Genomic DNA, 21,469 nt, shown 5'->3' with positions numbered 1-21,469 from the left:
GCCGCCCCGGCGGCGAGAGTGTGCGTGGTGCGGTCGCTGGTTGCGGAGCCGCTGCTGCTAGCTCCTGCGGACGAAAGCTGCCCTGCGCAGCCTCCGTCCGTGATCATCGAGGTCGAGCGTCGCGGGCGGCCGTGTCAGACGTCGCCGAGGCTCGGCCGGCCCAGGGGCGGGGCGTCCAGGGGCTCGACGGGCGCGGTCTGGGGGGCGAGGAGCGGCGAACGCTCGCCGACCTCCTTCAGCAGGTTCCGCTGCAGGACGTGCGCCGGCGCGATCCGGAGATCCCAGATCAGGCCGAGCTTCTCCATCCCGCGCAGGATGTAAAAGCTGACGTCGATCTCCCACCAGAAGAAGCCCTGGTTCGCGCTGCTCATGTAGTGGTGGTGGTTGTTGTGCCAGCCCTCGCCGAGGGTGATGAGCGCGAGCCAGAAATTGTTGCGGCTCGTGTCGGTCGTCGCGTAGCGCCGCGATCCAAATACGTGCGCGAGGGAGTTGATCGTGAAGGTCCCGTGCATGAGCGCGCACGTCGAGACGACGTAGCCCCAGAGGAACGCATCGTAGCCGCCCACCGCGAAGAGCAGCGCCATCAGGCCGAGCGGCCCGACCGCGTGGTAGCGGTCCAGCCAGCGGAGCTCAGGGAACCCGGCGAAGTCCGGGATGCGCTTCAGGTCGAGCTCCTCGTGCTCGCGGCCGAGCCACCAGCCCATGTGCGCGTACCAGAAACCCCTGCGGAGCGGGCTGTGAACGTCGCGCTCCGTGTCCGAGTACTTGTGATGGACGCGGTGCGTTCCCCCCCACCACAGCGGGCCCTTCTGGGTCGCCGTCGTCCCGAGCAACGCGAGCAAGAACTGGAGGCCGCGGCTCGTCTTGTAGCTCCGATGCGAGAAGTACCGGTGGTAGACCCCCGTGATCGCGAACATCCGGATGAAGTACGTGGCCGCAGCGAGCGCCGCGAGCTTCCAGGTGGCGCCCCGGAGGACGGCGACCACGGTGCCCACGTGGATCGCGGTGATCCCCAGCACGTTGAAGAGCTGACCGAAGCCCGGGCCATGCTTCGGTACGACGACTCGTGTAGGGCTCGATGCAGGGGGTTGCGTCATGGTTTCCAAGATGGATGGAGCATCGGGCATGCCCGTCACTGGGGTTCACTACGCCGGTCATGATTCCGTCATGCAACGCAGCGCCCGGCGCACCGACAGCTCGGGCGCACGTCGCCGACGAGCGCGCGACGTCAGCGGCGCAGGGAGAGCACGTCGATGGACGGCCCGGCGGAGATCCTGATCTCGCTCGCCCGGAGAGGATCTCCGTCGAGGATATAGGGGCCCTCGTCGAGCGACGTCGCGCCGGTCGAGGCGCCGAAGCGGACCGTGAAATCACGGACAAGATCGTCGAAGTGGTCCTTGCCGCCGATCCGGCGGCCCGCAAGGACGAGCGGCGCGCGGGGCCCCAGGCCCCGGGGAGGCAGGGCGCTGGCGACGAGGTGCGGGCGGTCTAGATCCTCGCCAGCGCGGTAGGTGACCAGCATGTGGATCCCGAGATCGCGCACCACGGACGAGCAGATCAGCGACCAGGCGCGCGGGGCTAGCTGCCGCCCCTCCACCTCGATCGTGCACGGCAGTGGATCGAGGACCCGGCGCGCACAGGCGCCGCCGTAAAAGGACTCGACGAACACCCGCGCCACGATGCGCGCTGCGGCACTGTATCCGTCACCTCCGCGCTCGTAATAGACATCGAAGAAGCTGGCCACGAGCCCGGTGCCGAAGATGAAGCCGATGCGCTCCTCGACACCGCTGCGCGTGGTCGCGCGCGCGCGCAAGGTGGGCCGGCGGACGGCTCCACGGACAGCGGCGCCGCTGCGAAGGTCGCGGTGATCGCGGACGATGCGCGCGAGGAGCGCAGCGGGATCGCCGCTCGTACCCCAGTTCCGCGCGACGGTCGCGACGGTGCCCCCCGGCAACAGGGCAAGTGGCGGCAGGGAGCGCTCGCCGAAGGCGCGGGCGAGCGCCGTGACGCCCGCCATGAAGCTGCCGTCTCCGCCGGAGATCGCGACGAGATCCGTGCCACGTCGGGCGATCCGGTCGCAGACGTCCGCGAGCTCCGCGACGTTCGAGGTCGGGTGGAGCTCCGCCCCGCCAGCGCACGCGGCCGCCATGCGATCGATGAGCGCAGGCCCCGCCCGGTACCGGCGCGCTCGGGTGTTGACGATGACGTCGATACGCATGGTGCCGGAACGTGAGCGCGCCGTATAGAACGGATTCCCGGGGTGGTCGAGCCGAAGGGGCTTCGAACGCGAACTTCGGCGCGCTAAGAGGCGCCTCATGCACCGCGTGCTTCTCGGGTCGATCCTCGCCGGCCTCCTCTCGCTCGCCGCGGTCGCCGGCTGTGCGAGATCAGCTTCGGTGCGCGCAGCCGAGGCGGGCAGATTCGACGAGCTGCGCCGCACCGTGGACGACGAGCTGCGGCGCGGCGCGCTGGACAGAGACGAGGCGCGCGCGATCGCCCGCGCGGTCGCAGAGGGGGAGATCGCGCGCGCCACGCCGCCGTCCGGGGTCGAGCGGCTGCGCGAGCTCCGGACGTGCGCGCGCCCGCTGGAGGACGCGCTCGCCGAGCGTGCCGAGGGCTCGGATGGCATGGCGACGGCCGCAGCGATGATCCTCCTCGAGGCAGGGCTCACGGCGCCGGCAGGCGTGAAGCGGTACGCCACCGACGCGGCTGCGGGGCGGAACCCCGGCAAGGACGCAGCGCTGCGCGCACTGCAGACGCGGGCGCTCGTCACGGCCGAGGACGGCGCGCTGCGCCGCGCGCGGATGCTGGACGGAGATCAGGAGGTGCGCGCCTCGGCGCTCCGCGCCGCGAGCGCGGCAGCGGACCCGAACGATCGGGGCGCGCTGCTCGAGGCGGCGCGGCTCGACCCGTACCCGCTCGCGCGGACGCTCGCGATCCGCGCCGCGGGCGCGCTCGGCGGTCGAGAGATCGTGCTGGCCCTGCGGGATGTCTGGGTCCTCTCCGATGAACCGGGGCGTGAAGCGATCGCCGAGGCGTGGGCGGCGCCCCGCGCGATCGACGCCGGCGGGCGCGCGCAGCTCCTCTGGGCGATCTCCACCCAGCGCGGCGCGCCCGCGATCGCCGCCGCGCGCGCCCTGGTGCGCGCGGGCGGCGATGGCGCCGGGGAAGCGGTCGCCGTCCTGATCAACGCCCTCCGTACCAGCCAGAGCAGGGATCGCATCTACGCGATCCTTTCCGTGCCGCTCGAGGACGCTGCGGCGCGGACCGCGCTCCTCGAGGCGCAGGGCGATGCCGATGACGCGGTCGCCTTCGCCGCGCACGCCCGCTACGTCGACGCACCTCCGCGCGTCGTCGCGGCGCGCGAGCGCGCCGCCGCAGTCGCATGGCTGATGAGGCTCGCCTCCGGAACGTCGACACGCGCGGTGCTCGCGCGGGGAGTCCTCGCCCGTGCAGGCGTCCGCGCGGCGGTGCCGCTCCTGGAGCGCGACCTCCGATCGCGGGAGATCCCGGTGCGCGAGGCGGCGGGGACAGGCCTCGTCGAGCTCGGCGAGCTCCCGCGCGCCGCCTTGCTCCTCGCCGACGCCGAGCCCCAGGTCAGGACCTCGGTGGCCTGCTCCATCCTCGGCGCGTCCTGATCGCGGCCGGCGCCCCGCTCGGGCTCAGAACCGCGAGACGAGCTCGAGCCGCGCGCCCTCGAACCGCGGGAAGAAACGGCACACGCCGGAGACGCAACGCAGGCCCCCGCGCCGCTGGCCGACGAAGAGCTGCACCGTGTCGACGATCTGCTCGAGCGCCGTCTCCCTCGAACCGGATTTCCATTGCAGCCCGCCGTTGAAGAAGTGGCAGAGGTCGCCGTCCTTGCCGGGCTCACACCCGGGCTCGGACGTGTACTCGTAGCCAAAAATTGCAGCGAGGTGGGGCGACCACTGGAGCGCGAGGTAGTTTTCCCCTTCGACCCAGGGCGACTCGAAGTTCTCTGGCCTGTAGCGGCGACGGCCGTTGCCCTGCAGCTGGACGGAGAACGCGCCGGCGAGGTGCTTCACGACGTCGTAGCGAACGTAACCTTCGCTGTAGAAGACGTGGTCCGTATCGGCCTCATCGGATTGCCGAACTCCGGCCCACGCGCGCACGTGCGAGCGGCGCCGGTCAAAGTCGAGCTCGGTGCCTGCTGCGACGTCCCACGTGTCGGTCCGGTTCTCGTCGTCCGTCTCGCACTCGTAGTTCGCCTTGCGCTCCGAGAAGCTCACGTAGTGACCGAGCCAGGCGTAGATGGCTGCGCCCCGGTTGAAGCGGTAGTCGACGCGCCCGCGGCCGCCCGTTACACAGACGTTGGGCGATCCGATCGGCTCCACATAGACGGGCTCAGCGGTCGGAGGCTGGTTGTACGCCACCCCTTCGAACTCTGGCGCGTTGAACCCCGGGTTCGAGAGCACGGAGACGTCGATGTTGGCCGAGAGGGGGAAGAACCGGCGGTAGTGCTTCCCTTCGAGCGAGACGGCGAGCGGCCCGCTGCGCCCGTTCGCCGCCACATAGACGGCGTAGCCCGACAGGTCCTCTGCTGGCACGTTCTCCCGGAAGAGGTGACCTTTGCGGAGCTGCTGGCCGGCCACCTCGACGTACACATCGCCGCGCTCGGCGATGGACGGTACGCTCACCGAGCCGCTGAATGTCCGGATCGTGTCGTGCTGCCGCGCAGGGGGGGCGCTGACGACGTTGAACTCCGGGAACTCACCGCCGCACAGGCGCCGCGCGGCCTGCGGGTCTGCGCCGCCCTCGGCCAGGCACCGGTTGAACTCCTCGGTGTACGACTTGCGTAGCAGCAGCGCGCCGTTCGCGGCGATCTCGACGCCCTTCACGCCCGCTTCCAGGCGTCCGCCGACCACGGTGTCCTCCAGGTAGTTCGGCCGCGCCGCTTCGGTCACCTTGCGGGTGCGGGGGTTCCCCTGCGCATCCACCGTCGTCTCGCTCGTGTCCAGGTCGTCGGCGCCAGGGAAGCCGAAGAAGAGCGGCGACCCGTCTCCGTGGAGCCGCCTGCCGCTCGCGTCGTCCACGCGCAGGGGGTTCATCTGCCCGGCAATGGCGGTGGCCTCGAGACGGAACAGCTGGAAGTCCTTGTCGAGCACGAGCCTGCCGCCTCTCAGCGTCGTGTCGATGGCCAGCTCGTCCATCTTGCGCACGCTGAGGACGAGGCCGCGCCCGAGCTGGGCGTAGACGTCGCCCACGGTGGCCTCGATGCCCGGCTGCGTGTAGGTGAGCCACAGCTTCGCCGGATAGACCGTCGTCAGATACCGGGAGTGGAGCTCCCGCGCGGCATCATCGAGCGCGAACGCGACCTCTTCGTTCAGGACCTTCTGTTGCAGCTCGAGGCTGGTCGACGAGGGTCTCGCCACATAGAAAGAGGCGTTGAGCCGCGTGCCGAGCTGGAAGCGCCACCAGCTGATCTGGGCGTCCAGCCGATCGAGGATCTCTCCGTAGTTGTCGTCGAGGTAACGGGAAGGATACCGGCGATCGTCGTTGCGGTTGTCGAAGTGGTAACTGACGGCCGCGGTGTTCACGACATCGATCGAGACAGGTTCCCCGCCGACGTTCGGGAGCTCGACCGCTACCGCCGGGCCGGCCGCGAGGAGGAGCGCCGCGGTCAGGCAAGGACGGACGGCGTGGAGCTGGCTGCGCACCGTCAGGTCCTACCACGGACCCATGGATCGTGGAGCAGCGATCGAGCGTCCACGGAGGGGTGAACGCACGCCGGGGCGACCGCCTCCGACGCTACTGACCGCCTCCGACGCTACTGGACGAGCGCCTTCTCGACCTGCTCGGTGATCACGGCCTCGTCGCCGGGCTGGTACCCGCCGCGCTTGTGGAGAATCGAGCCGTCTCGTCCGATGAGCACGGAGAACGGAAGCTCGCGCTTCGGGTTGTACTTGGCGGCCACGGTCGTCTCCTCGTCGAGCAGCACAGGGAAGATCATCTCCCTGTCGTGGACGGTGCTGCTCACCTGCGCGCGAGACTCCGGCCCGTCGAGCGACACGGCGAGCACGACGAACCCCTTGTCCCTGTGCTTCTTGTAGAGCTCGACGAGGTGGGGCATCTCCGCCAGGCACGGGTCGCAGGTGGTCGACCAGAAATCGATCAGTACGACGCTCTTGCCGGCGTAGTCCGAGAGCCTGACCGTCTTGCCGTCGAGGGCGGGGAGCGAGAAGTCCGGCGCCGGGCTCGCCGAGGAGCCGCCGGAGGCTGCTCCGCACGAGGTGGCAGCGAGGCTGAGGAGAGCGAACGCCAGCGAGAGTGCGTAGTGGGGTGTTCGGTTCATCGGGGGCTTCCGTAGCGAATGGGCCGGCCCGAGCGGCCGACCGGCATGAGGCTCAACGTCGCGGGCGCCTGGCGCGCCCTGGCGGGGTGTTCCACTCGGGCGCGTCGTCAGGCGGCTCGGCGGTGCGCCCACGGCGATCCGTTCAGATCTCGCCGTTCATGATCTTCTCGAAGGTTCGCCAGAAAGTGCTGTTCTCCTCGGGCACGCCGGCGACGACCTCGACGATCGTCATGTCCTGCGTCTTGACGAGCATGTTCGCAGGGAACGCGTCGGCCTGGAAGAGCGCGCCGAGCTTGTATGAAGGGTCGATCGCCGACGGGTACTTCACCTCGTACTGGGTCGTCCAGCGGAACAGGTCGCGCGCCACCGCCGGCTCGCCCGGATTCCTCCCGTCCGCGAGCTGAACCAGGAACTCGCCGCCGAGCGGCTGATACTTCTCGTAGAGCCTCGGCAGGACCGACTCCGCCTCGATCTTGCAGGGGCCACACCATACGGACGAGACGTCGATCAGCAGCACCTTCGGCTTCGGCTCGCCAGCGCCGTACTGCGAGCCCTCGGGAAAGACCTCCGTCCCGGTCGGGTTGTAGAAGTCGGCGAGCTGAATCGGCTGCATCGTCGCGTTGTTTGCGTCGGCGTCGGCGTACCCGACGAACTGATAGTTCGCGATCACCCGGCCGGGGTTGATCCCATAGGGGCCTGCAGGGTAGCGAGCAGCGTTGGCCGCAGGTTGCCCCGTCCCCTCGGGAAAATCAGGAGCCGGTATGGGATCCTCTTCTCCCGCGCAGCCGACGAGCCCCAAGGCTGCCACGAGGCCAAGGCCGATCCCACCGAGAACAGCGTCCATTCGCATGATGCCACCGCCTGAAGTATGGTGTAGGAGTGCTCATTCTTCTGGGCGGCCCCGGGGGCGTCAAGGGCAACCTTGTCGAGCCCGCTTCGCTCGGGGGGTTCTTTCCGCAATCTCCGGTCAGGCCCGCCGTGCCTGCCCCGATCCGCGGGCGTTTCCCGCGCTGAGGTCCTATGCAGCAGGTTGTCGCCTCTCAGAGCGCCCATCGGCCCCGCTTCCATCGTATCCACGCGTTCCTGATGCTCGGCTGCCTGGCGATGGGGGCTGCCGGCGCGAGCGGCGCCTGCTCCTCGTCGGACACTCCGCGAGACGAATGCTTCGGGGGGGTCGTCGTGGACGGGGTCTGCGAGGGCAAGTGCAGGCCCGATCTCTGCTTGGAAGGGAACACCTGCGTCGGCAACCGCTGCGTGCTCAAGTGCAGCAGCCACCTTGAGTGCACCCCTGGTCTCCAGGACTGTATGCCGGCCGAGGAGGACGACACGAAAGCCGAGATCTCCGTTTGTAGACCAAACGGGAAAGTCGTGGGTTTCGGTACCCCGTGTCCGTTCGGCTCCGAGTGCGCCCAGTTCGGGCGCTGCCCCGACAGCACGCCGTGCAACCCGGTGCAGTGCAACGGCAACCCCGGCGAGTGCCAGCGCGACACCGCGGTATGCGGTGACGACCTCGCCTGCGACGCCGGGAAGTGCAGCGACGGCAGCTACTGCTTCATTCCGACGTGCGCCCCCAGCGAGTGCACCTCGCTCGGCCTCGAGTGCCTCGGCAAGGGGGAAGGGGACGCGGAGGCCTACTGCACGCAGCCGCACTGCGCGGAGGACGCGGACTGCCCCGGCGGCTTCGAGTGCGCGCTGACCCGGGATCCTCACGGGATCTGCGGCACGGACAAAGGGGATAACAGCTTCTGCGGTGAGACCGCCGAAGACTGCATCGACGCCTCGACGCTCGGCGACGGCAACTCCTATGTCGAGGGGCCGCTCTGCTTGCTGCGCACGACGTGCGTGAAGCGCGCCCAGTGCGCGCCGTGCAGCTCCGATCTCGACTGCTCGCTCGTGCAAGGGCAGCGCTGCGTCGCGATCGGCGGCGAGAGCCGGTGCGCCCGGTCATGCAGCGCGGACTCCGACTGCGACCTCGACTACCAGTGCGAGGGCGAGGTGTGCACGCCGCGGTTCGGCGCCTGCGTCGGGGAGGGCAACTTCTGCGAGCCGTGCCGCAACGACACCGACTGCGGTGACGCAGGCTCCACCATGGAGTGCACCACGACGCTGCGCGGCCAGCACGCGTGCCTGGACGCGGCGTTGCCCGTCCGGTGCACCATGGACGACCCGGCCACGCCGCTGAACGAGAGCAACGCAGAGGACGTCTGCCCGAAGTCGCCCGGCGGGCTCGCCGGGGAGTGCGTGTGCGTCGAGGCGAACGGGAGCGGGGAATGCGTGGACTCGCGCTGCTACCTGCCGTCGCGCCGGCTCGACCCCAGGGATCAGGACTCCAAGGTCGCCACCTGCTGGTGAGGAGACCGGCCGGACGCAAGGCAGGGCACGGTGCGCGCAGGGGCGGCCGATGTCGCCCAGCGCCCGGCCGAAGCGAGCGGCCGCGTGCCCGCTGCGCTCGCCGGTTGACGGGAATCCGGAGCAGTCCTAACTCCTTCGACCCATGGCCATCACGAAGGACGCCGCGCTCGGTGCGCTGGCAAAGGTCGTCGCTCCGGACCTCCAGCGCCCGCTCACGGAGCTCGATCGGGTCCGGGATCTCTCGGTCGAGAACGGCGCGGTGTCCCTCACCGTCGAGCTGACCAGCCACTTCAAGCAGCGGCTCGCGGCCGACATCGAGGCCGCCCTCAAGGGCGCCGGCGCGAAGGACGTCCGGATCGCCTGGGAGGTCAGCATCCCGACGCGCACCATCCTTCCGGACGATCCGTCCCCGGGCGTGCGGAACATCGTCCTCGTGATGAGCGGCAAGGGCGGCGTCGGCAAGAGCACCGTCGCCGCGAACCTGACCCTGGCGCTGAGCCGCGAGGGGGCGAAGGTCGGCCTGCTCGACGCGGACATGTACGGGCCGAGCGTCCCGACCATGCTCGGCGTGATGGGCCGCCCGACGTCCGCCGACGGACAGAAGTTCCTGCCGCTCGAGCGCTTCGGCGTGAAGCTCATGTCCATCGGCTTCCTGCTGGAGGATCCGAAGTCGGCGGTCGTCTGGCGCGGGCCGATGCTCCAGAACGCCCTGATCCAGTTCATGCGCGACGTCGAGTGGGGTGAGCTCGATTACCTCGTGCTGGATCTGCCGCCGGGGACCGGCGACATCGCGCTGACGATCTCCCAGAAGATGAGGACCACGGGCGCGATCGTCGTGACGACGCCGCAGGAGGTGGCCCTCCAGGACGTGTACAAGTCCGTCTCGATGGCCCAGAAAGTCGGGATCGCCCTGCTCGGCGTGGTGGAGAACGAGAGCTACTTCGTGTGCGACGGGTGCAGCAAGCGGCACGAGCTCTTCGGGGCCGGCGGTGGGCAGAAGATCGCCGAGTTCGCCGACGCGCCGCTGCTCGGCCAGATCCCGATGGACGTCGCCATCCGGGAGTGGGGCGACGCCGGCACCCCGGTCGTTCAGGCTGCCCCGGGCAGCCCGATCGCGCGCTCTTTCCTGGATGTGGCGGAGCGGCTGGCCGCCCAGGTCAGCGCCCACAACCTCGCGAGCGGGGGCGGCCTGCGCATCGATCGGAGCGGCGGGGCCAACAAGCATCTGCCCATCATGCGGTAGGCTCTCGCGTAAACGTCCCGGGTACGTTATGGTTCCGGCCCCTTCCCCCCCAATCAAACCGAGGGGGCCGCTGGAGAGAACGCGAGCACGTTTCGCCCCCATCGGCATGCGTTGTCGCGCGAGGCGCGGATGAATACCCACGAAAATAACACCACGCCGGCGGACGCGCCGGCAGCTCCGGCCGACCAGGGCGGCCCGCTCGAGTCGTCGAACGCTGCGCCCGAGCAGGCAGCCCAAGCTCACGAAGCGGGGCCCACCCCCCCGCCTGAAGCGAGCGGTGCGCCCGGCGGAGAGACATCGCCGCAGGCGAGCTCGACCCCATCGTCTGAGGCGACCCCCGCCGCAGCGGCAGCAGCCGCCCCGGCGAGCGCTGCCGATGATGACGACGACTGGGAAGAGCAGCCGGGCGACAACATCGGCAACCGCGTCCCGGGCCTGCCGCGGGACGATATAGGCAACCGCAAGCCGGGAGCTCCGGGCAGGCGGAACCCTCCGGCGGCCGCGAAGCCGGCGCAGGGCCCGAAGCCCGCGCAAGCCGCGAAGCCCGCGCCGGCAGGCGAGGCCGGCGCGGCCCCATCCGCGGAGGGAGGCGCTGGAAAGAAGCGCCGCCGCCGCCGTCGCCGCAAGGGCGCGGAGGAGACCGGCCAGCCTGGAGCCGAGGCGGCAGAGGCTGCCGGAGCCGCTGGCGAAGCGGGCGAGGCAGGCGAGGCGGAGCCGTCCGACGCTGCAGAAGACACTGCAGAAGACGAGGGCGAGGAGGAGCACGCGGCCGACGAGGCGGGGGGACAGCCCCAGCCCGGCGGCGAGAAGCGCAAGCGCCGCAAGGGGCAGGGCGCGCCGCCGCCGCGCGAGCGCCCAGCCTTCAGCATCGGCGAGGAAGTGTTCGGCAAGGTCAGCAGGATCACCGACCACGCCATCTGGATCGACATCGCCGGGAAGGCCACGGGGCTGTTCGATCGGCGCGAGATCCTCGATGAAGAGCCTCCCGTCGAGGGCGATCAGTTCATCGCGACGGTGGCGAGCACCGGGGTGCGAGGAGGCATGCTCCTCCTTTCGAGGGCGCCGGTGCAGCTCGATCAGGCGCGCGCGCGCGCCGAGGCGGCGCTCCAGAGCGGCGAGGCGATCGAGGGGTTCGTGACCGGAGCGGTCAAGGGCGGGCTCGAGGTCGACCTCGGCGGTCTCCGCGCCTTCGCGCCTGCGTCGCACGTCGACCTGCGCCACGGGGCCGACCTCAACTACATCGTCGGCCAGCGGCTCGACTTCATCGTGACGCAGTTCGCGAAGAAGGGGCGCGACATCGTCGTGTCCCGCCGCAAGATGCTCGAGGAGGAGACCCGGCGGGCGCGCACCGAGGCGCTCACGTCGATCGAGCCTGGCTCGCTGCACAAGGGCGTGGTGCGCAAGGTCGTCGCGTGGGGCGTGTTCGTCGCGCTCCCCGACGCCGGCGGCGTCGAGGGGTTGGTCCACATGAGCGAGGCGAGCCACGACCGTGGCGCCAAGCTGGCCGACCTGTTCAAGCCGGGCGCCGAGATCGACGTGAAGGTCCTGCGCGTCGACGACAAGGGCAAGCTGTGGCTGAGCCGCAAGGCCGCCACGGTCGACCCGTGGGACGCGGTGAAGGACAAGTACGCGATCGGCTCGCGCCACAAGGGCAAGGTCGCTCGCCTGCAGCCGTTCGGTGCGTTCGTCGAGCTCGAGCCGGGCATCGACGGGCTCATTCATACGGCCGACCTCTCGATGAAGCCGATCCAGCACCCGAACGAGGTCGTGAAGGTCGGCGACGACATCGACGTGGTCGTCGCGACCTGCGACGCCGCGGCCCGGCGGATCGGGCTTCACCCTGCCCCGCCGGAGGGCGAGGAGAGCGAGCCGCGCCAGCGCGTGCAGCAGGGCAAGGCGGTGAAGGTCGCCGTCACGCAGGTGACCGAGGGCGGGCTCGTCGTCCGGGTGCTCGGCGCCACGGGGCGGGCGGCACGCGGCTTCATCCCGGCCGGCCACACCGGCACGCAGCGCGGCACCGATCTCCGCAAGGAGTTCCCCATCGGGGCCCAGCTCGACGCGAAGATCATCGAGGTGGATCCGCGTCGGGGCGAGGCCAAGCTGTCGATCCGCGCCCTCAAGGAAGACGCCGAGAAGCAGGCGTACCACCAGTACCGCGCGGGCGTCGCTCGCGAGGCCAAGTTCGGCACCTTCGCCGACCTGATGAAGAAGAGCTGAGCTGAGAGGCGCGCGCCGCACGCGCGGCCGCGCCTGCGCCTCCCCGGGTTGCCGAGGCGGACCCGGGAGGCGCGCGCTACTCGCGCCCGAGCGCGTTCACGGGATCCATGCGCGCGGCCCGTCTCGCCGGGAAGAACCCGAAGACGAGCCCGATGGCCGTGCTCACCCCGAGCGCGACGCCGAGCGCCACTGGCTCGAGCTTCATGGGCCAGCCGAGGGCGCTCGAGAACCCGAGGATGACGCCGTAGCCGAGCGCGCTGCCGACGAGGCCTCCGAGCGTGGCGAGCACGAGCGCCTCGATCAGGAACTGCAGCAGGATGTCGATCTCGCGGGCGCCGATGGCCATCCGGATGCCGATCTCCCGGGTGCGCTCCGTGACCGATACCAGCATGATGTTCATGACGCCGATGCCGCCGACGACGAGCGACACCGCCGCGATGCTGACGAGCAGCGCCGAGAGCGCCGCGAAGATCGCGTCCTGCATGGCCTGGAACTCCGCCTGGCTCCGGACGGCGAAGTCGTCCTCGTCGTTCTCGCCGATGCGGTGCCGCTGCCGGAGGATCGCCTCGGCCTGCTGCCTGGCGCGCTCGGACGTCTCGGCGGACGTCGAGCTCAGCAAGATCGCGTGCACCTCTCCAGGCCGCGTCGCGACGACGTGCGACCGCATCGTGGTGATCGGCATCAGCAGGATGTCGTCCTGGCTCTGCCCGAAGGGCGACGCCCCCTTCTCCTCGAGCACGCCGACCACGCGGTAGGCATGGCGGCCGACCCGCACCATGCGTCCGATCGGATCGAGCGATCCGAACAGATCCCGCGCGGTCTGGGCGCCGATCACGACGACCTTCTCGGAGAGGTTCTCCGAGGCGGGGCTCCACGGCTCTCCCTGAGCCACCTTCCAGTTCCGGATCTCGAAGTAGCTGAGGCGCGTGCCGACGAGCGTCGGGCTCGCGTTCTGGCCCTCGTAGATGACCTGGGCGCTCGACCTGAGGAACGGCGCCGCGATCCGGATGCTCGTCGACTCGCGCACGAGCGCCTGGGCGTCGAGCTCCGAGAGCTTCGTGCCGGTGGTGCTGCGGACACCGGAGGCGCGGGCGGAGCGAGCGAAGACGATGAGCGAGTTGGAGCCGAGGTTCGAGATCTGCGCGTTGACGTTGGCGCGCGCGCCGCTCGCCAGCGCGGTGACGGTGACCACGGCCGCGACGCCGATCGTGATCCCCAGGATCGTGAGCCCCGCGCGCAGCTTGTTCCGGCGGACGGCGCGCAGCGCGATCACGATCGCCGAGAGGACGCGGGTGAGCGTCGCGATCACTCGTGCCTCAGGGCGGTGATGGGATCCTGACGCGCGGCGCGGCGCGCCGGGAAGAACCCGAAGACGACCCCGATGGTCGCGCTCGTCCCGACGGCGACGACGATCGCGCTGGCCGGCAAGGTCATGCTCCAGCCGAGCGCCGCGGCGAAGATCTTGATGAGGCCGAGCCCCGCGCCGAGGCCCATCAGGCCGCCGATGAGCGAGAGGGTGATCGCCTCGACAAGGAACTGGACCAGGATGTCGCCCTCCGAGGCGCCGATCGCCATGCGGATGCCGATCTCGCGCGTCCGCTCCGTGACGCTGACGAGCATGATGTTCATGACGCCGATGCCGCCGACGAGGAGCGACACGGCGGCGATCGAGGACAGGAGCATCGTCAAGGTGTCCAGGATCCGCTCCTGCGACGCGCGGAACTCCGCCTGCGTGCGGATCACGAAGTCCGGCTCATCGTCCGGCGCGACCTCGTGGCGCTGCCGGAGGATCCTGTCGATCTGCCCCACCGCGCGGTCGACGGTGCGCTCGCTGGTCGCGGCCGCGAGGAGCATCTGCACCCTGCCCGGCGCGCTCGGGACGACGCGCGACCGGAAGCTGCCGATCGGCATGAGCAGCCGATCATCCTGGTCCTCGCCGAAAGGCGACTGGCCCTTCTTCTCGAGCACCCCGATCACCCGGAACGGGTGCTTGCCGATCCGGATGTACTGCCCCACGGCCTCCCCCGAGCCGAACAGGTTCCCCCGGACGGTCTCGCCGATCACGCAGACCTTCGTCTTGAGCTGCTCGTCTGCCTCGGTCCAGCCTTCTCCCGTGGCGACGCGGTACGAGAGGATCGTGAGATAGCTCCGCGTCACGCCCATGACCTGGGTCGCGACGTTGGCCTCTCCGGCCACGATCTGCATCGAGGTCGAGCTGAACGGGCTCAGCGCGGCCACGCTGGTCGACTCCTTGAGGATCGCGAGCCCGTCGGCCTCCGACATCCTCGCGCTCTCGCGCCGCCTCAGCCCCGACGCCTGCGTTGACTGGGGGAAGACGTAGATCGAGCTCGCGCCAAGGCCCGAGATCTCGCCCAGGATGCGGTTGCGCACGCCCGTCCCGAGCGCCACCACGACCACGACGGCCGCGACCCCGATCAGGATGCCGAGCACCGTCAGGGCGGCGCGGAGCTTCGAGCGGACGATGGCGCGCAGCGCGATCCGGACGGCGTCGAGGTAGCCCCTCACGGCGCCTGCTCGCGCGCTTCCGCCTCGGGGTGCGGCAGCGCGGCCAGCGCCTCCGCCGCGTCGACCGGGCGCTCGTTCCTGAGATCGCTGCGGACCTCGCCGTCACGCATCGTGATGACGCGGCTCGCGCAGGCGGCGATGTCCGGCTCGTGGGTGACGAGGACGATGGTGATCCCGTCGAGGTTGAGACGCTGCAGGAGCCCGAGCACCTCGAAGCTCGTGCGCGTGTCGAGGTTGCCCGTGGGCTCGTCGGCGAGGAGCAGCGGCGGGGAGGTGACGAGCGCCCGCGCGATGGCGACGCGCTGCTGCTGGCCCCCCGAGAGCTGGTTCGGCGTGTGGTGCAGGCGATCGGCCAGCCCCACCGCGCCGAGCGCCTCGAGCGCCCGCTTGCGCCGCTCCGCGGCGCCGATGCCCCGGTAGACGAGCGGCAGCTCGACGTTCTCGAGCGCCGTGGTCCGCGGCAGCAGGTTGAACCCCTGGAAGACGAACCCGATGAGGCGGTTCCTCACGATCGCGCGGGCGTCGTTGCTGCGCCGGGTGACGTCGAGCCCGTCGAGCCGGTACGTGCCCCGGGTCGGCCGGTCCAGGCACCCGATGATGTTCATCAACGTGCTCTTGCCCGAGCCGCTCTGCCCGACGATCGCGACGAAATCGCCGTGCTGGATCGTCAGGTCGACGTGGCGGAGCGCCCTCACGATGACGGCCTCGGTCGTGTAGTCCTTGCCGACGCTCGAGAGCTCGATGAGCGGCTCGTCTCGGAGCACCGCGGCGACGCCCTGACCCTGCTGCAGCATCACGCCTCAGAACAGCCGGGGGCCGCGCCCCCTGCCGCTCGCGGAAGGGCTGTCGTTCTCGTCGGTGACGACCTTGACCGGGCCGAGGTCCGTCGACAGCGCGGTGAAGATGCCGTCGGTGATCCCGACATCGACGACGCGCAGCTCGATCTTCTCCGCGCCGGGCGTCGCGTCGGTCAGCACGTAGATGCGACCCTTCTTCGGCGGGAGCGGCTCGAGGGGCGGCCCCTTGATCTCCTTGCCGTCCTTGTCCAGCTCCGGAGCCGGCTTGAACCGGAGCGCCGCGTTCGGCAGCCGCCGCACCCCCCTGGCCTCGCCGGACCGGATGCTCACCGTCGCCGTCATCCCCGGCCGCAGCTTGACGTCAGGGTTGTCGACCTCGACGACCGCCGCGTACGTCACCACGCCGGACTGGTTCAAGGGGCTGTAGCGCACCTGGCTCACCGTCCCCCGGAACGTCTCGCCCGGGAACGCGTCGACGCTGACGTCCGCCTGCATGCCCTCGCGGAGCCGGCCGACGTCCGCCTCGTCGATGTCGGCGAGCACGCGCATCTTGCGAAGATCCTGGGCGATCACGAAGAGCGTGGGCGCCTGGAAGCTCGCCGCCACGGTCTGCCCCGGGTCGATCGCGCGGCTGATGACGACCCCGTCGATGGGCGAGAAGATGCGCGTGTACTGGAGGTTCGTCGTGGAGGAGCGGAGCACCGCCCTGAGCTGCGCCACCTGCGCCTTGGAGGCCGCGAGATCGGCGAGCGCGACGTCGTAGGCGCCCTGCGCCGTGTCGAGATCGGCCTGCGAGCCCACCCCCTCGGCGACCATCCGCTTCGCGCGATCGAGCCGCTGCTTGGCCGTCCCGAGCGAGGCCTCGGCGCGCACGACGCTCGCGCTCGCCGCCTCGAGCTGCGCCTGGTTCGAGTCGATCTGCGCCCCGAAGAGCGTCGGATCGATCTCCGCCAGCACGTCGCCGGCCTTCACGATGCTGTTGAAGTCCACGTAAACCTTGGTGATTCGCCCCGAGACCTGCGCGCCGACCTGCACCTCGGTGAGCGGCTTGACCTGCCCCGTCGACTGCACCACCTCGATCACGTCGCCCGTGGTGATATCGCCCGCGACGTAGCGCGGCGGCGGCGGCGGTCTCGTCCGGATCCGCCACACGACGACCGCCGCGACGAGCGCCGCGATGGCCGCGAGGACGCCGAGCCGACCGAGCCACCGCTTCGTGCCCACCCGGGCGAGCTCCTGCTCCAGGCTGTCCCGCCCGCGCCGAGGCGACGGCGCGCCCCCGCCGGGGCCCCGGGGCGAAGCGCCGTGGGGTGGAGGCGCGGCAGAGGCCGGTCGAGCCCCGCCCGGCGACGCATCTCCGGCGCGAGCGCGCTCTGCTTCCGGGCCGACCTGCGCAGCTGAGGCCGACGCGTCGAGGGGGTCGCGACCGGTCGCCCGAGCTATGGAATCGGCCATCGGACGTCCTCATAGCATGCCACCGCGCAGGCGCGGCTCGCTTGAAACCGCGGAACCGCCGTGGCAAACCAACCGCCGCCTATGGAGTCGCTGCCCATCGCAACGGACACGGTCGTCACGCTTTCGTACGTCCTCTTGAACGAGAAAGGCGAAGCGGTCGACCAGGCGTCCACCGCGGAGCCGCTCGTCTACGTGCACGGGTACGCTCAGATCGTGCCTGGCCTGGAGCGCGCCCTGGAGGGGCTGCGCGCCGGCGAGCAGCGAGAGATCGCCGTCGAGCCGGAGGATGCCTTCGGCGAGCACGAGGACTCCGGCGTCTTCGAGGTCGACAAGGCCGATTTCCCCGACGCGGGTGAGGTCGAGGTCGGCGACGAGTTCATCGCCCAGGGGCCGGACGGAGAGCCGGTCGCGCTCCGGGTCGTCGACGTCCTCCCCGACGGCTTCCGGGTCGACACGAACCACCCCCTGGCTGGTCAGAAGGTCCGCTTTCAGGTTCAGGTCAGCGATGTGCGCGCCGCCAGCGAGGAGGAGATCGCGCAGGCTCAGGCCGAGCTCGAGGAGCGCATCGAGGAATCCGAGAGCGCTGGGTGCTGCGACCACGACCACGACCATGACCATGACCACGATCACAGCCACCATCACGAGCACGGAGATGGGGAAGTGCTCGTGACGCTCTCGAAGAAGTCGTCATAAGCCCGCCGCGAACAGGCGGGTTGTCCGAGGAGATCACATCATGACTGTGGGTGAGAAGGGCAAGCTGACGGAGCTGCAGCTCGATCGCCGGGTGCGCGAGCGCCTGCTGGCGAGCGGGACGCTCAGCGCCGGGACCATCGAGTCGCACCTCGCGGGCTTGCCGGACCTGGAGGAGCATTCCGAGATGGTCACCGTCGATCAGCCGGCGCTCGGCGCTTCAACGCATGGGCCGCGGGTCGAGCCTGAGCTCGACGACGAAGGGTCAGAGTGAGCGACGCGACGGATCAAGAGGACCTCCTGCCGCCCGGGAGCCCCCCGGAGCTGCCGACGCTCGACTTCTCGACGTTCGTGCTGTCGATCATCGGCTCCGCGTACGTGCACCTGGGCGACGCGCCCAGCCCTGAGGGCAACGAGGAGCGGAACCTGGTCCTGGCGCATCAGGACATCGATCTGCTCACGCTCCTTCAGGAGAAGACCAAGGGGAACCTCACCGGCGACGAGGAACGGCTGCTCGAGACGGCGCTCTACGATCTGCGGATGCGCTACCTCGAGGTCTCGAAGCGGTCGTGACCGTCGGCGCCAGGGCTCTCGCGTGGGTCCTCCTCGCCGGGCTGGGCGCCGCGTGCAGCAAGGGCTCTCCTGGCCACACCTCCAGCGCAAGCAGCTCCGCCGTCCCCTCGGGCGCCGTGCCCGTGGTGACCACCCCGCCGCCTCCTCCCGCGCCACCACCTCCTCCGATCGTCCGCTCCGAGGGCATGCCCGGGTCCTTTGCGCCGCTGGCGCGCCAGGCAGACCCGGCGGTCGCGACGGTCAAGGCGCGCGTCGAGCGGCAGCAGCAGCCCGGCGGCCGCCGCCGCACGGTCGCCGAGGGCCTCGGGACCGCTTTTGTCTACGACCCTGAAGGCTACCTGCTGACGAACAACCACGTCATCGAGGGCGCGACCGACATCCTCGTGAGCTTCGTCGATGGCCGCGACATCAAGGCCACCGTTGTCGGCCGCGACAAGCACACGGACGTCGCCGTGCTGAAGGTCGAGGAGAAGGGGCTCCCGTCGCTTCCCCTGGGCGACTCGGACGTCACCGAGGTCGGCGACTGGGTCGTCGCGATCGGCAACCCGTTCGGCCTCTCCCACACGGTCTCGGCGGGCATCCTCTCCGCCAAGGGCCGCACCCGGGACGACGTGAAGGGGCTCGACCCGAGCGGCTATTTCAACTTCCTGCAGACGGACGCGAGCATCAACCCGGGCAACTCCGGCGGCCCGCTCCTGAACCTCAAGGGCGAGGTGGTCGGCATCAACGCGGCCGTGCGCGCCAACGCCAACAACATCGGCTTTGCGATCCCGATCAACATGGTGCGGCAGCTCCTGCCGATGCTGCTGCGCGACGGGAAGATTCGGCGGAGCCAGGTCGGGGTGATCGTCGACGTCCTCAACTCGATCGAGGCGGGGCGGCTCAAGCGCCCGGATCGCAAGGGGGCGTGGGTGAAGACGGTGGTGGCGGGGGGACCCGCGGAGCGGGCCGGTATTGCGCCGGACGACGTGATCGTCGGCTTCGAGGGCAAGGCGATTTCCGACCCGAACGAGCTGCGGTGGATGGCCAGCATCGCCGGCGTCAACAAGACCGTTACGCTCCGCGTCGCCCGGCTCGAGCGGGTCTTCGATGTGCGCCTCACGCTGGGCGAGCTCCCCGAGCTCAGCGAAGAGCCCGATGAGCCGTGACCCGGCCGGTCGCTGTCCCTTGCCCGGCGCACCCGCCGGCCGCCGCGGGCCGTACGAGGCAGCCTGCGTCGTGGCGTCCCTTGTCCCCCGGCCTCCTCAGGTAAGCTGATCCCCGTGGCCTCTGCACCTGCCCCCCCGGACGAGCTTGAGCGGGTCGCGCCCCCCGGCGATCCCGGCGATGAGCCGGGAGAACCGGAAGGCGACGACCCGCCGGCGGACGGCGACCGTCGTGACGCGAAGCAGCTCCACGCGCGCCTGAATAGCGCCTCGTCCCGTGCGTCCAATCGCGAGGCACGGCGGCGAGAGGCGGAGGAGGATCGTGAGCTCATTGAACGGGCGCAGCAGGGTGACCAGGCGGCATTCCGCTCGCTCGTGGAACGGCACCAGCGCAGGGCTTTCGCGATCGCGATGGGGCTCGTGCGCGACGAGAACGACGCGCGCGAGCTGGTGCAGGACGCCTTCCTCCGGGTCTACAAGGGCCTCGGCTCCTTCCAGGGCGGCTCGTCGTTCTTCACCTGGCTCTACCGGATCGTCACGAACCTGGCGATCGACCTCATGCGGAAGCCGGGGCGCCGCGACCTCGAGTTCCAGGAAAATCAGGCAGCGGAAGAGCAGTCCGACTTCCCGCTCGTCGCTCGCATCGACGGCGCCGACCCCCTCAACGTCGTCCGGCGCCGGGAGATCGCCGGGCGCATCCAGGCCGCGCTCGACGCGCTGCCGCCCTACCACCGAGGCGTCATCCTGATGCGCGAGGTCGAGGGGATGTCCTACGAGGAGATGGCCCAGGCCATGGGGGTCTCGAAGGGGACGATCATGAGCCGCCTGTTCCATGCCCGGCAGAAGCTTCAGCGTGCCCTCGCTGACTGTTACGCGGAGGAAGAGGGCAAGGGCCCCGCAGAGGACCCGGAGGAGATCGCGTGAGTACCGCCAACAGCAGCAAGGCGAACCACGGAGAAGCGAGCGCCCCGCCGACGGACCTGGAGCTGATGCTCTACGTCGACGGTGAGCTCGACGAGGCGCGTCACCGGCAGGTGGAGGAGTACGTGCTCCACGACCCGCGCTGCCGCGCGAAGGTCGCAGGGCTCGTCACCGCTGCCGACATGATCCGGGACGGCGCGCTGGCCTCGAGCGCGGCCGACCGCATCGCCGACGAGGTCATGGCGAAGATTCACGCGGCGCCAGCGGCGGTCGCGAGGTCGGACAGCGGCGCCGCCGCGCGGCCGATCGCAGCGCCGTCCGGCGAGCTGCCTCGCGCGCCAGCGCGCCTGCGGCAGCCCCCGGCCAACGACAACGCGCGCGGCATCTTCGCGCTGACTGCGCTCGCCGTGGCGGCGGCCGCCGCGCTGATGGTCTGGGGCCGCATGGGCGTGGAGGCGCCCAGCGCGGCGCTGCCGACGCCGTCCCCCGCCGAGGTGCTCGCCCCTCCACCGGTGGCGCCGGCGCACGAGCCTACCGCCGCGCCGAGCGCCGAGGGCGAGGTCGAGCCCGGCGTCGAGATCGCCGCGGTCGACTTCGGGGCGCGCATGGGCACCATCTTCTACGTTCCGCGGGAGGCCGTGGCCTCAGGCCCGACGACCACGGTGGTTTGGCTCTCCGATGACGGTCCGGGAGGACAGTGATGAGATTTCTTGCGAGTGCGATCACCGCGATGATGGTCCTGGCGCTCGGCGCGAGCCCTTCCCCTGCGATCGCGCAAGAGAAGGCGCCGGCCCCCGCACCGGCGGCGCCGTCCGACGCCGCGGTCACGTCCGAGGTCGTGGTCCTGCACGCGACCAACGATGGGACCGGCATCGATCCGAAGATCGGCAAGATGCCCGAGCTCGGGAAGCCGCCGTTCTCGGCGTACAACAGCTACAAGCTCCTCGATCGGCTGAAGATCAGCCTGCAGAAGGGCAAGCCGACCACCACCAAGCTGCCGAACGGCAGCGTCCTCATGGTGTCGCTGAAGGACGTGGTGGCGGGGAAGAAGCAGGATGAGCCGAAGCGCTTCGTCATCAGCGCGAGCATCCAGAAGCCAGGCGGCAACACGTTCCTGCCGCTGCTCGAGGTGAACGCCAAGGCCGGCGAGAACTTCTTCGTGGCGGGTCAGCAGCACATGGGCGGTGTGCTCGTGCTCGGCGTCAAGGTCGCTCCCTGAGCCAGGGGGAGCTCGGCG

The 21,469-nt window shown here is 70.4% G+C and carries 21 protein-coding genes; 11 read left to right on the top strand and 10 right to left on the bottom strand.

Translation table 11 applies throughout. The features are described from left to right. Positions 1–134 precede the first annotated feature (134 nt). Both WME89_RS43930 and WME89_RS43925 read right to left on the bottom strand, forming a co-directional pair. Positions 135–1,097 (bottom strand): acyl-CoA desaturase, encoded by a 963-nt coding sequence (locus WME89_RS43930; protein WP_438005540.1) that lies wholly within the window; start codon positions 1,095–1,097, stop codon positions 135–137. A gap of 131 nt (positions 1,098–1,228) precedes the next feature. After that, a complete protein-coding gene (locus tag WME89_RS43925; protein ID WP_438005539.1) occupies positions 1,229–2,218 on the bottom strand; it encodes a diacylglycerol/lipid kinase family protein in 990 nt (329 codons plus the stop codon). 97 nt (positions 2,219–2,315) lie between these two features. On the opposite strand from WME89_RS43925, the gene WME89_RS43920 reads away from it, so the two are divergent. Beyond that, positions 2,316–3,638, top strand: coding sequence for a hypothetical protein (locus WME89_RS43920; protein ID WP_438005538.1), 1,323 nt, complete (start codon positions 2,316–2,318; stop codon positions 3,636–3,638). Positions 3,639–3,662: 24 nt separating this feature from the next. Here the strand turns inward: WME89_RS43920 and WME89_RS43915 are convergent, their stop codons facing one another. The 3 genes from WME89_RS43915 to WME89_RS43905 form a co-directional block, all read right to left on the bottom strand. Next, complete coding sequence (locus tag WME89_RS43915) at positions 3,663–5,678, bottom strand: hypothetical protein (protein ID WP_438005537.1); 2,016 nt, start codon at positions 5,676–5,678, stop codon at positions 3,663–3,665. A 110-nt stretch (positions 5,679–5,788) separates the two neighbouring features. After that, entirely contained in the window at positions 5,789–6,313 is a 525-nt protein-coding gene (locus tag WME89_RS43910; RefSeq protein WP_438005536.1) for a TlpA disulfide reductase family protein, read from the bottom strand. Between the two features lie 142 nt (positions 6,314–6,455). Continuing rightward, positions 6,456–7,121, bottom strand: a complete 666-nt coding sequence (locus WME89_RS43905) for a TlpA family protein disulfide reductase (protein WP_438005535.1) — start codon at positions 7,119–7,121, stop codon at positions 6,456–6,458. 560 nt (positions 7,122–7,681) lie between these two features. On the opposite strand from WME89_RS43905, the gene WME89_RS43900 reads away from it, so the two are divergent. The 3 genes from WME89_RS43900 to WME89_RS43890 all read left to right on the top strand — a co-directional run bounded on the left by WME89_RS43900 (position 7,682) and on the right by WME89_RS43890 (position 12,125). Next, positions 7,682–8,665, top strand: coding sequence for a hypothetical protein (locus tag WME89_RS43900; protein WP_438005534.1), 984 nt, complete (start codon positions 7,682–7,684; stop codon positions 8,663–8,665). A gap of 142 nt (positions 8,666–8,807) precedes the next feature. Then, positions 8,808–9,908: an Mrp/NBP35 family ATP-binding protein gene (locus WME89_RS43895; protein ID WP_438005533.1), complete on the top strand. Its 1,101-nt coding sequence runs from the start codon at positions 8,808–8,810 to the stop codon at positions 9,906–9,908. 129 nt (positions 9,909–10,037) lie between these two features. Continuing rightward, complete coding sequence (locus WME89_RS43890; RefSeq protein ID WP_438005532.1) at positions 10,038–12,125, top strand: S1 RNA-binding domain-containing protein; 2,088 nt, start codon at positions 10,038–10,040, stop codon at positions 12,123–12,125. Between the two features lie 76 nt (positions 12,126–12,201). Here the strand turns inward: WME89_RS43890 and WME89_RS43885 are convergent, their stop codons facing one another. From WME89_RS43885 to WME89_RS43870, 4 genes are read right to left on the bottom strand one after another with little or no spacing between them, the layout of a single operon-like run. Further along, entirely contained in the window at positions 12,202–13,434 is a 1,233-nt protein-coding gene (locus WME89_RS43885; protein ID WP_437658286.1) for an ABC transporter permease, read from the bottom strand. Further along, on the bottom strand, positions 13,431–14,651 hold the full coding sequence (locus WME89_RS43880) for an ABC transporter permease (RefSeq protein WP_438005531.1): 1,221 nt from the start codon (positions 14,649–14,651) through the stop codon (positions 13,431–13,433). The genes WME89_RS43885 and WME89_RS43880 overlap by 4 nt, the downstream gene beginning before the upstream one ends. Next, positions 14,648–15,445 carry an ABC transporter ATP-binding protein gene (locus tag WME89_RS43875; protein ID WP_438005530.1) on the bottom strand — a complete coding sequence of 266 codons (798 nt, stop codon included), beginning with the start codon at positions 15,443–15,445 and terminating at the stop codon, positions 14,648–14,650. Before WME89_RS43875 ends, WME89_RS43880 begins: the two co-directional genes overlap by 4 nt. A 6-nt stretch (positions 15,446–15,451) precedes the next feature. Then, positions 15,452–16,672 carry an efflux RND transporter periplasmic adaptor subunit gene (locus WME89_RS43870; RefSeq protein WP_438005529.1) on the bottom strand — a complete coding sequence of 407 codons (1,221 nt, stop codon included), beginning with the start codon at positions 16,670–16,672 and terminating at the stop codon, positions 15,452–15,454. A gap of 312 nt (positions 16,673–16,984) precedes the next feature. On the opposite strand from WME89_RS43870, the gene WME89_RS43865 reads away from it, so the two are divergent. Genes WME89_RS43865 through WME89_RS43850 form a run of 4 tightly spaced genes read left to right on the top strand, consistent with a single transcriptional unit; the run spans position 16,985 to position 19,314 of the window. Next, the gene (locus WME89_RS43865) at positions 16,985–17,596 is read left to right on the top strand and encodes an FKBP-type peptidyl-prolyl cis-trans isomerase (protein ID WP_438005528.1); all 612 of its coding nucleotides are present in this window, start codon (positions 16,985–16,987) and stop codon (positions 17,594–17,596) included. A 40-nt stretch (positions 17,597–17,636) separates the two neighbouring features. Continuing rightward, positions 17,637–17,867, top strand: a complete 231-nt coding sequence (locus tag WME89_RS43860; RefSeq protein WP_437658292.1) for a hypothetical protein — start codon at positions 17,637–17,639, stop codon at positions 17,865–17,867. Beyond that, positions 17,864–18,166, top strand: a complete 303-nt coding sequence (locus WME89_RS43855; protein WP_438005527.1) for a DUF1844 domain-containing protein — start codon at positions 17,864–17,866, stop codon at positions 18,164–18,166. Before WME89_RS43860 ends, WME89_RS43855 begins: the two co-directional genes overlap by 4 nt. Beyond that, positions 18,163–19,314: a S1C family serine protease gene (locus WME89_RS43850; RefSeq protein WP_438005526.1), complete on the top strand. Its 1,152-nt coding sequence runs from the start codon at positions 18,163–18,165 to the stop codon at positions 19,312–19,314. Before WME89_RS43855 ends, WME89_RS43850 begins: the two co-directional genes overlap by 4 nt. Before the next feature lie 96 nt (positions 19,315–19,410). Here the strand turns inward: WME89_RS43850 and WME89_RS43845 are convergent, their stop codons facing one another. After that, the gene (locus WME89_RS43845; protein WP_438012096.1) at positions 19,411–19,563 is read right to left on the bottom strand and encodes a hypothetical protein; all 153 of its coding nucleotides are present in this window, start codon (positions 19,561–19,563) and stop codon (positions 19,411–19,413) included. 6 nt (positions 19,564–19,569) lie between these two features. Between WME89_RS43845 and WME89_RS43840 the strand changes: the two genes are divergently transcribed. The 3 genes from WME89_RS43840 to WME89_RS43830 are packed head-to-tail and all read left to right on the top strand — an operon-like array spanning position 19,570 to position 21,451. Then, positions 19,570–20,235 (top strand): sigma-70 family RNA polymerase sigma factor, encoded by a 666-nt coding sequence (locus tag WME89_RS43840; protein ID WP_437628134.1) that lies wholly within the window; start codon positions 19,570–19,572, stop codon positions 20,233–20,235. Next, positions 20,232–20,933, top strand: coding sequence for an anti-sigma factor family protein (locus tag WME89_RS43835; protein WP_438005525.1), 702 nt, complete (start codon positions 20,232–20,234; stop codon positions 20,931–20,933). Before WME89_RS43840 ends, WME89_RS43835 begins: the two co-directional genes overlap by 4 nt. Further along, positions 20,933–21,451 (top strand): hypothetical protein, encoded by a 519-nt coding sequence (locus WME89_RS43830; RefSeq protein ID WP_437503349.1) that lies wholly within the window; start codon positions 20,933–20,935, stop codon positions 21,449–21,451. Before WME89_RS43835 ends, WME89_RS43830 begins: the two co-directional genes overlap by 1 nt. Positions 21,452–21,469 lie beyond the last annotated feature (18 nt).

The sequence above is a fragment of the Sorangium sp. So ce321 genome (genome assembly GCF_051530195.1).
Lineage (GTDB): Bacteria > Myxococcota_A > Polyangia > Polyangiales > Polyangiaceae > Sorangium.
This window is presented reverse-complemented; position numbering and strand designations above follow the sequence as displayed.

Excerpts from the sequence above, each read along its gene's own strand:
- WME89_RS43930 (WP_438005540.1), bottom strand. The coding sequence starts at position 1,097 with ATGACGCAACCCCCTGCATCGAGCCCTACACGAGTCGTCGTACCGAAG.
- WME89_RS43925 (WP_438005539.1), bottom strand. The coding sequence starts at position 2,218 with ATGCGTATCGACGTCATCGTCAACACCCGAGCGCGCCGGTACCGGGCG.
- WME89_RS43920 (WP_438005538.1), top strand. The coding sequence starts at position 2,316 with ATGCACCGCGTGCTTCTCGGGTCGATCCTCGCCGGCCTCCTCTCGCTC.
- WME89_RS43910 (WP_438005536.1), bottom strand. The coding sequence starts at position 6,313 with ATGAACCGAACACCCCACTACGCACTCTCGCTGGCGTTCGCTCTCCTC.
- WME89_RS43895 (WP_438005533.1), top strand. The coding sequence starts at position 8,808 with ATGGCCATCACGAAGGACGCCGCGCTCGGTGCGCTGGCAAAGGTCGTC.
- WME89_RS43890 (WP_438005532.1), top strand. The coding sequence starts at position 10,038 with ATGAATACCCACGAAAATAACACCACGCCGGCGGACGCGCCGGCAGCT.
- WME89_RS43875 (WP_438005530.1), bottom strand. The coding sequence starts at position 15,445 with ATGCTGCAGCAGGGTCAGGGCGTCGCCGCGGTGCTCCGAGACGAGCCG.
- WME89_RS43865 (WP_438005528.1), top strand. The coding sequence starts at position 16,985 with ATGGAGTCGCTGCCCATCGCAACGGACACGGTCGTCACGCTTTCGTAC.
- WME89_RS43860 (WP_437658292.1), top strand. The coding sequence starts at position 17,637 with ATGACTGTGGGTGAGAAGGGCAAGCTGACGGAGCTGCAGCTCGATCGC.
- WME89_RS43830 (WP_437503349.1), top strand. The coding sequence starts at position 20,933 with ATGAGATTTCTTGCGAGTGCGATCACCGCGATGATGGTCCTGGCGCTC.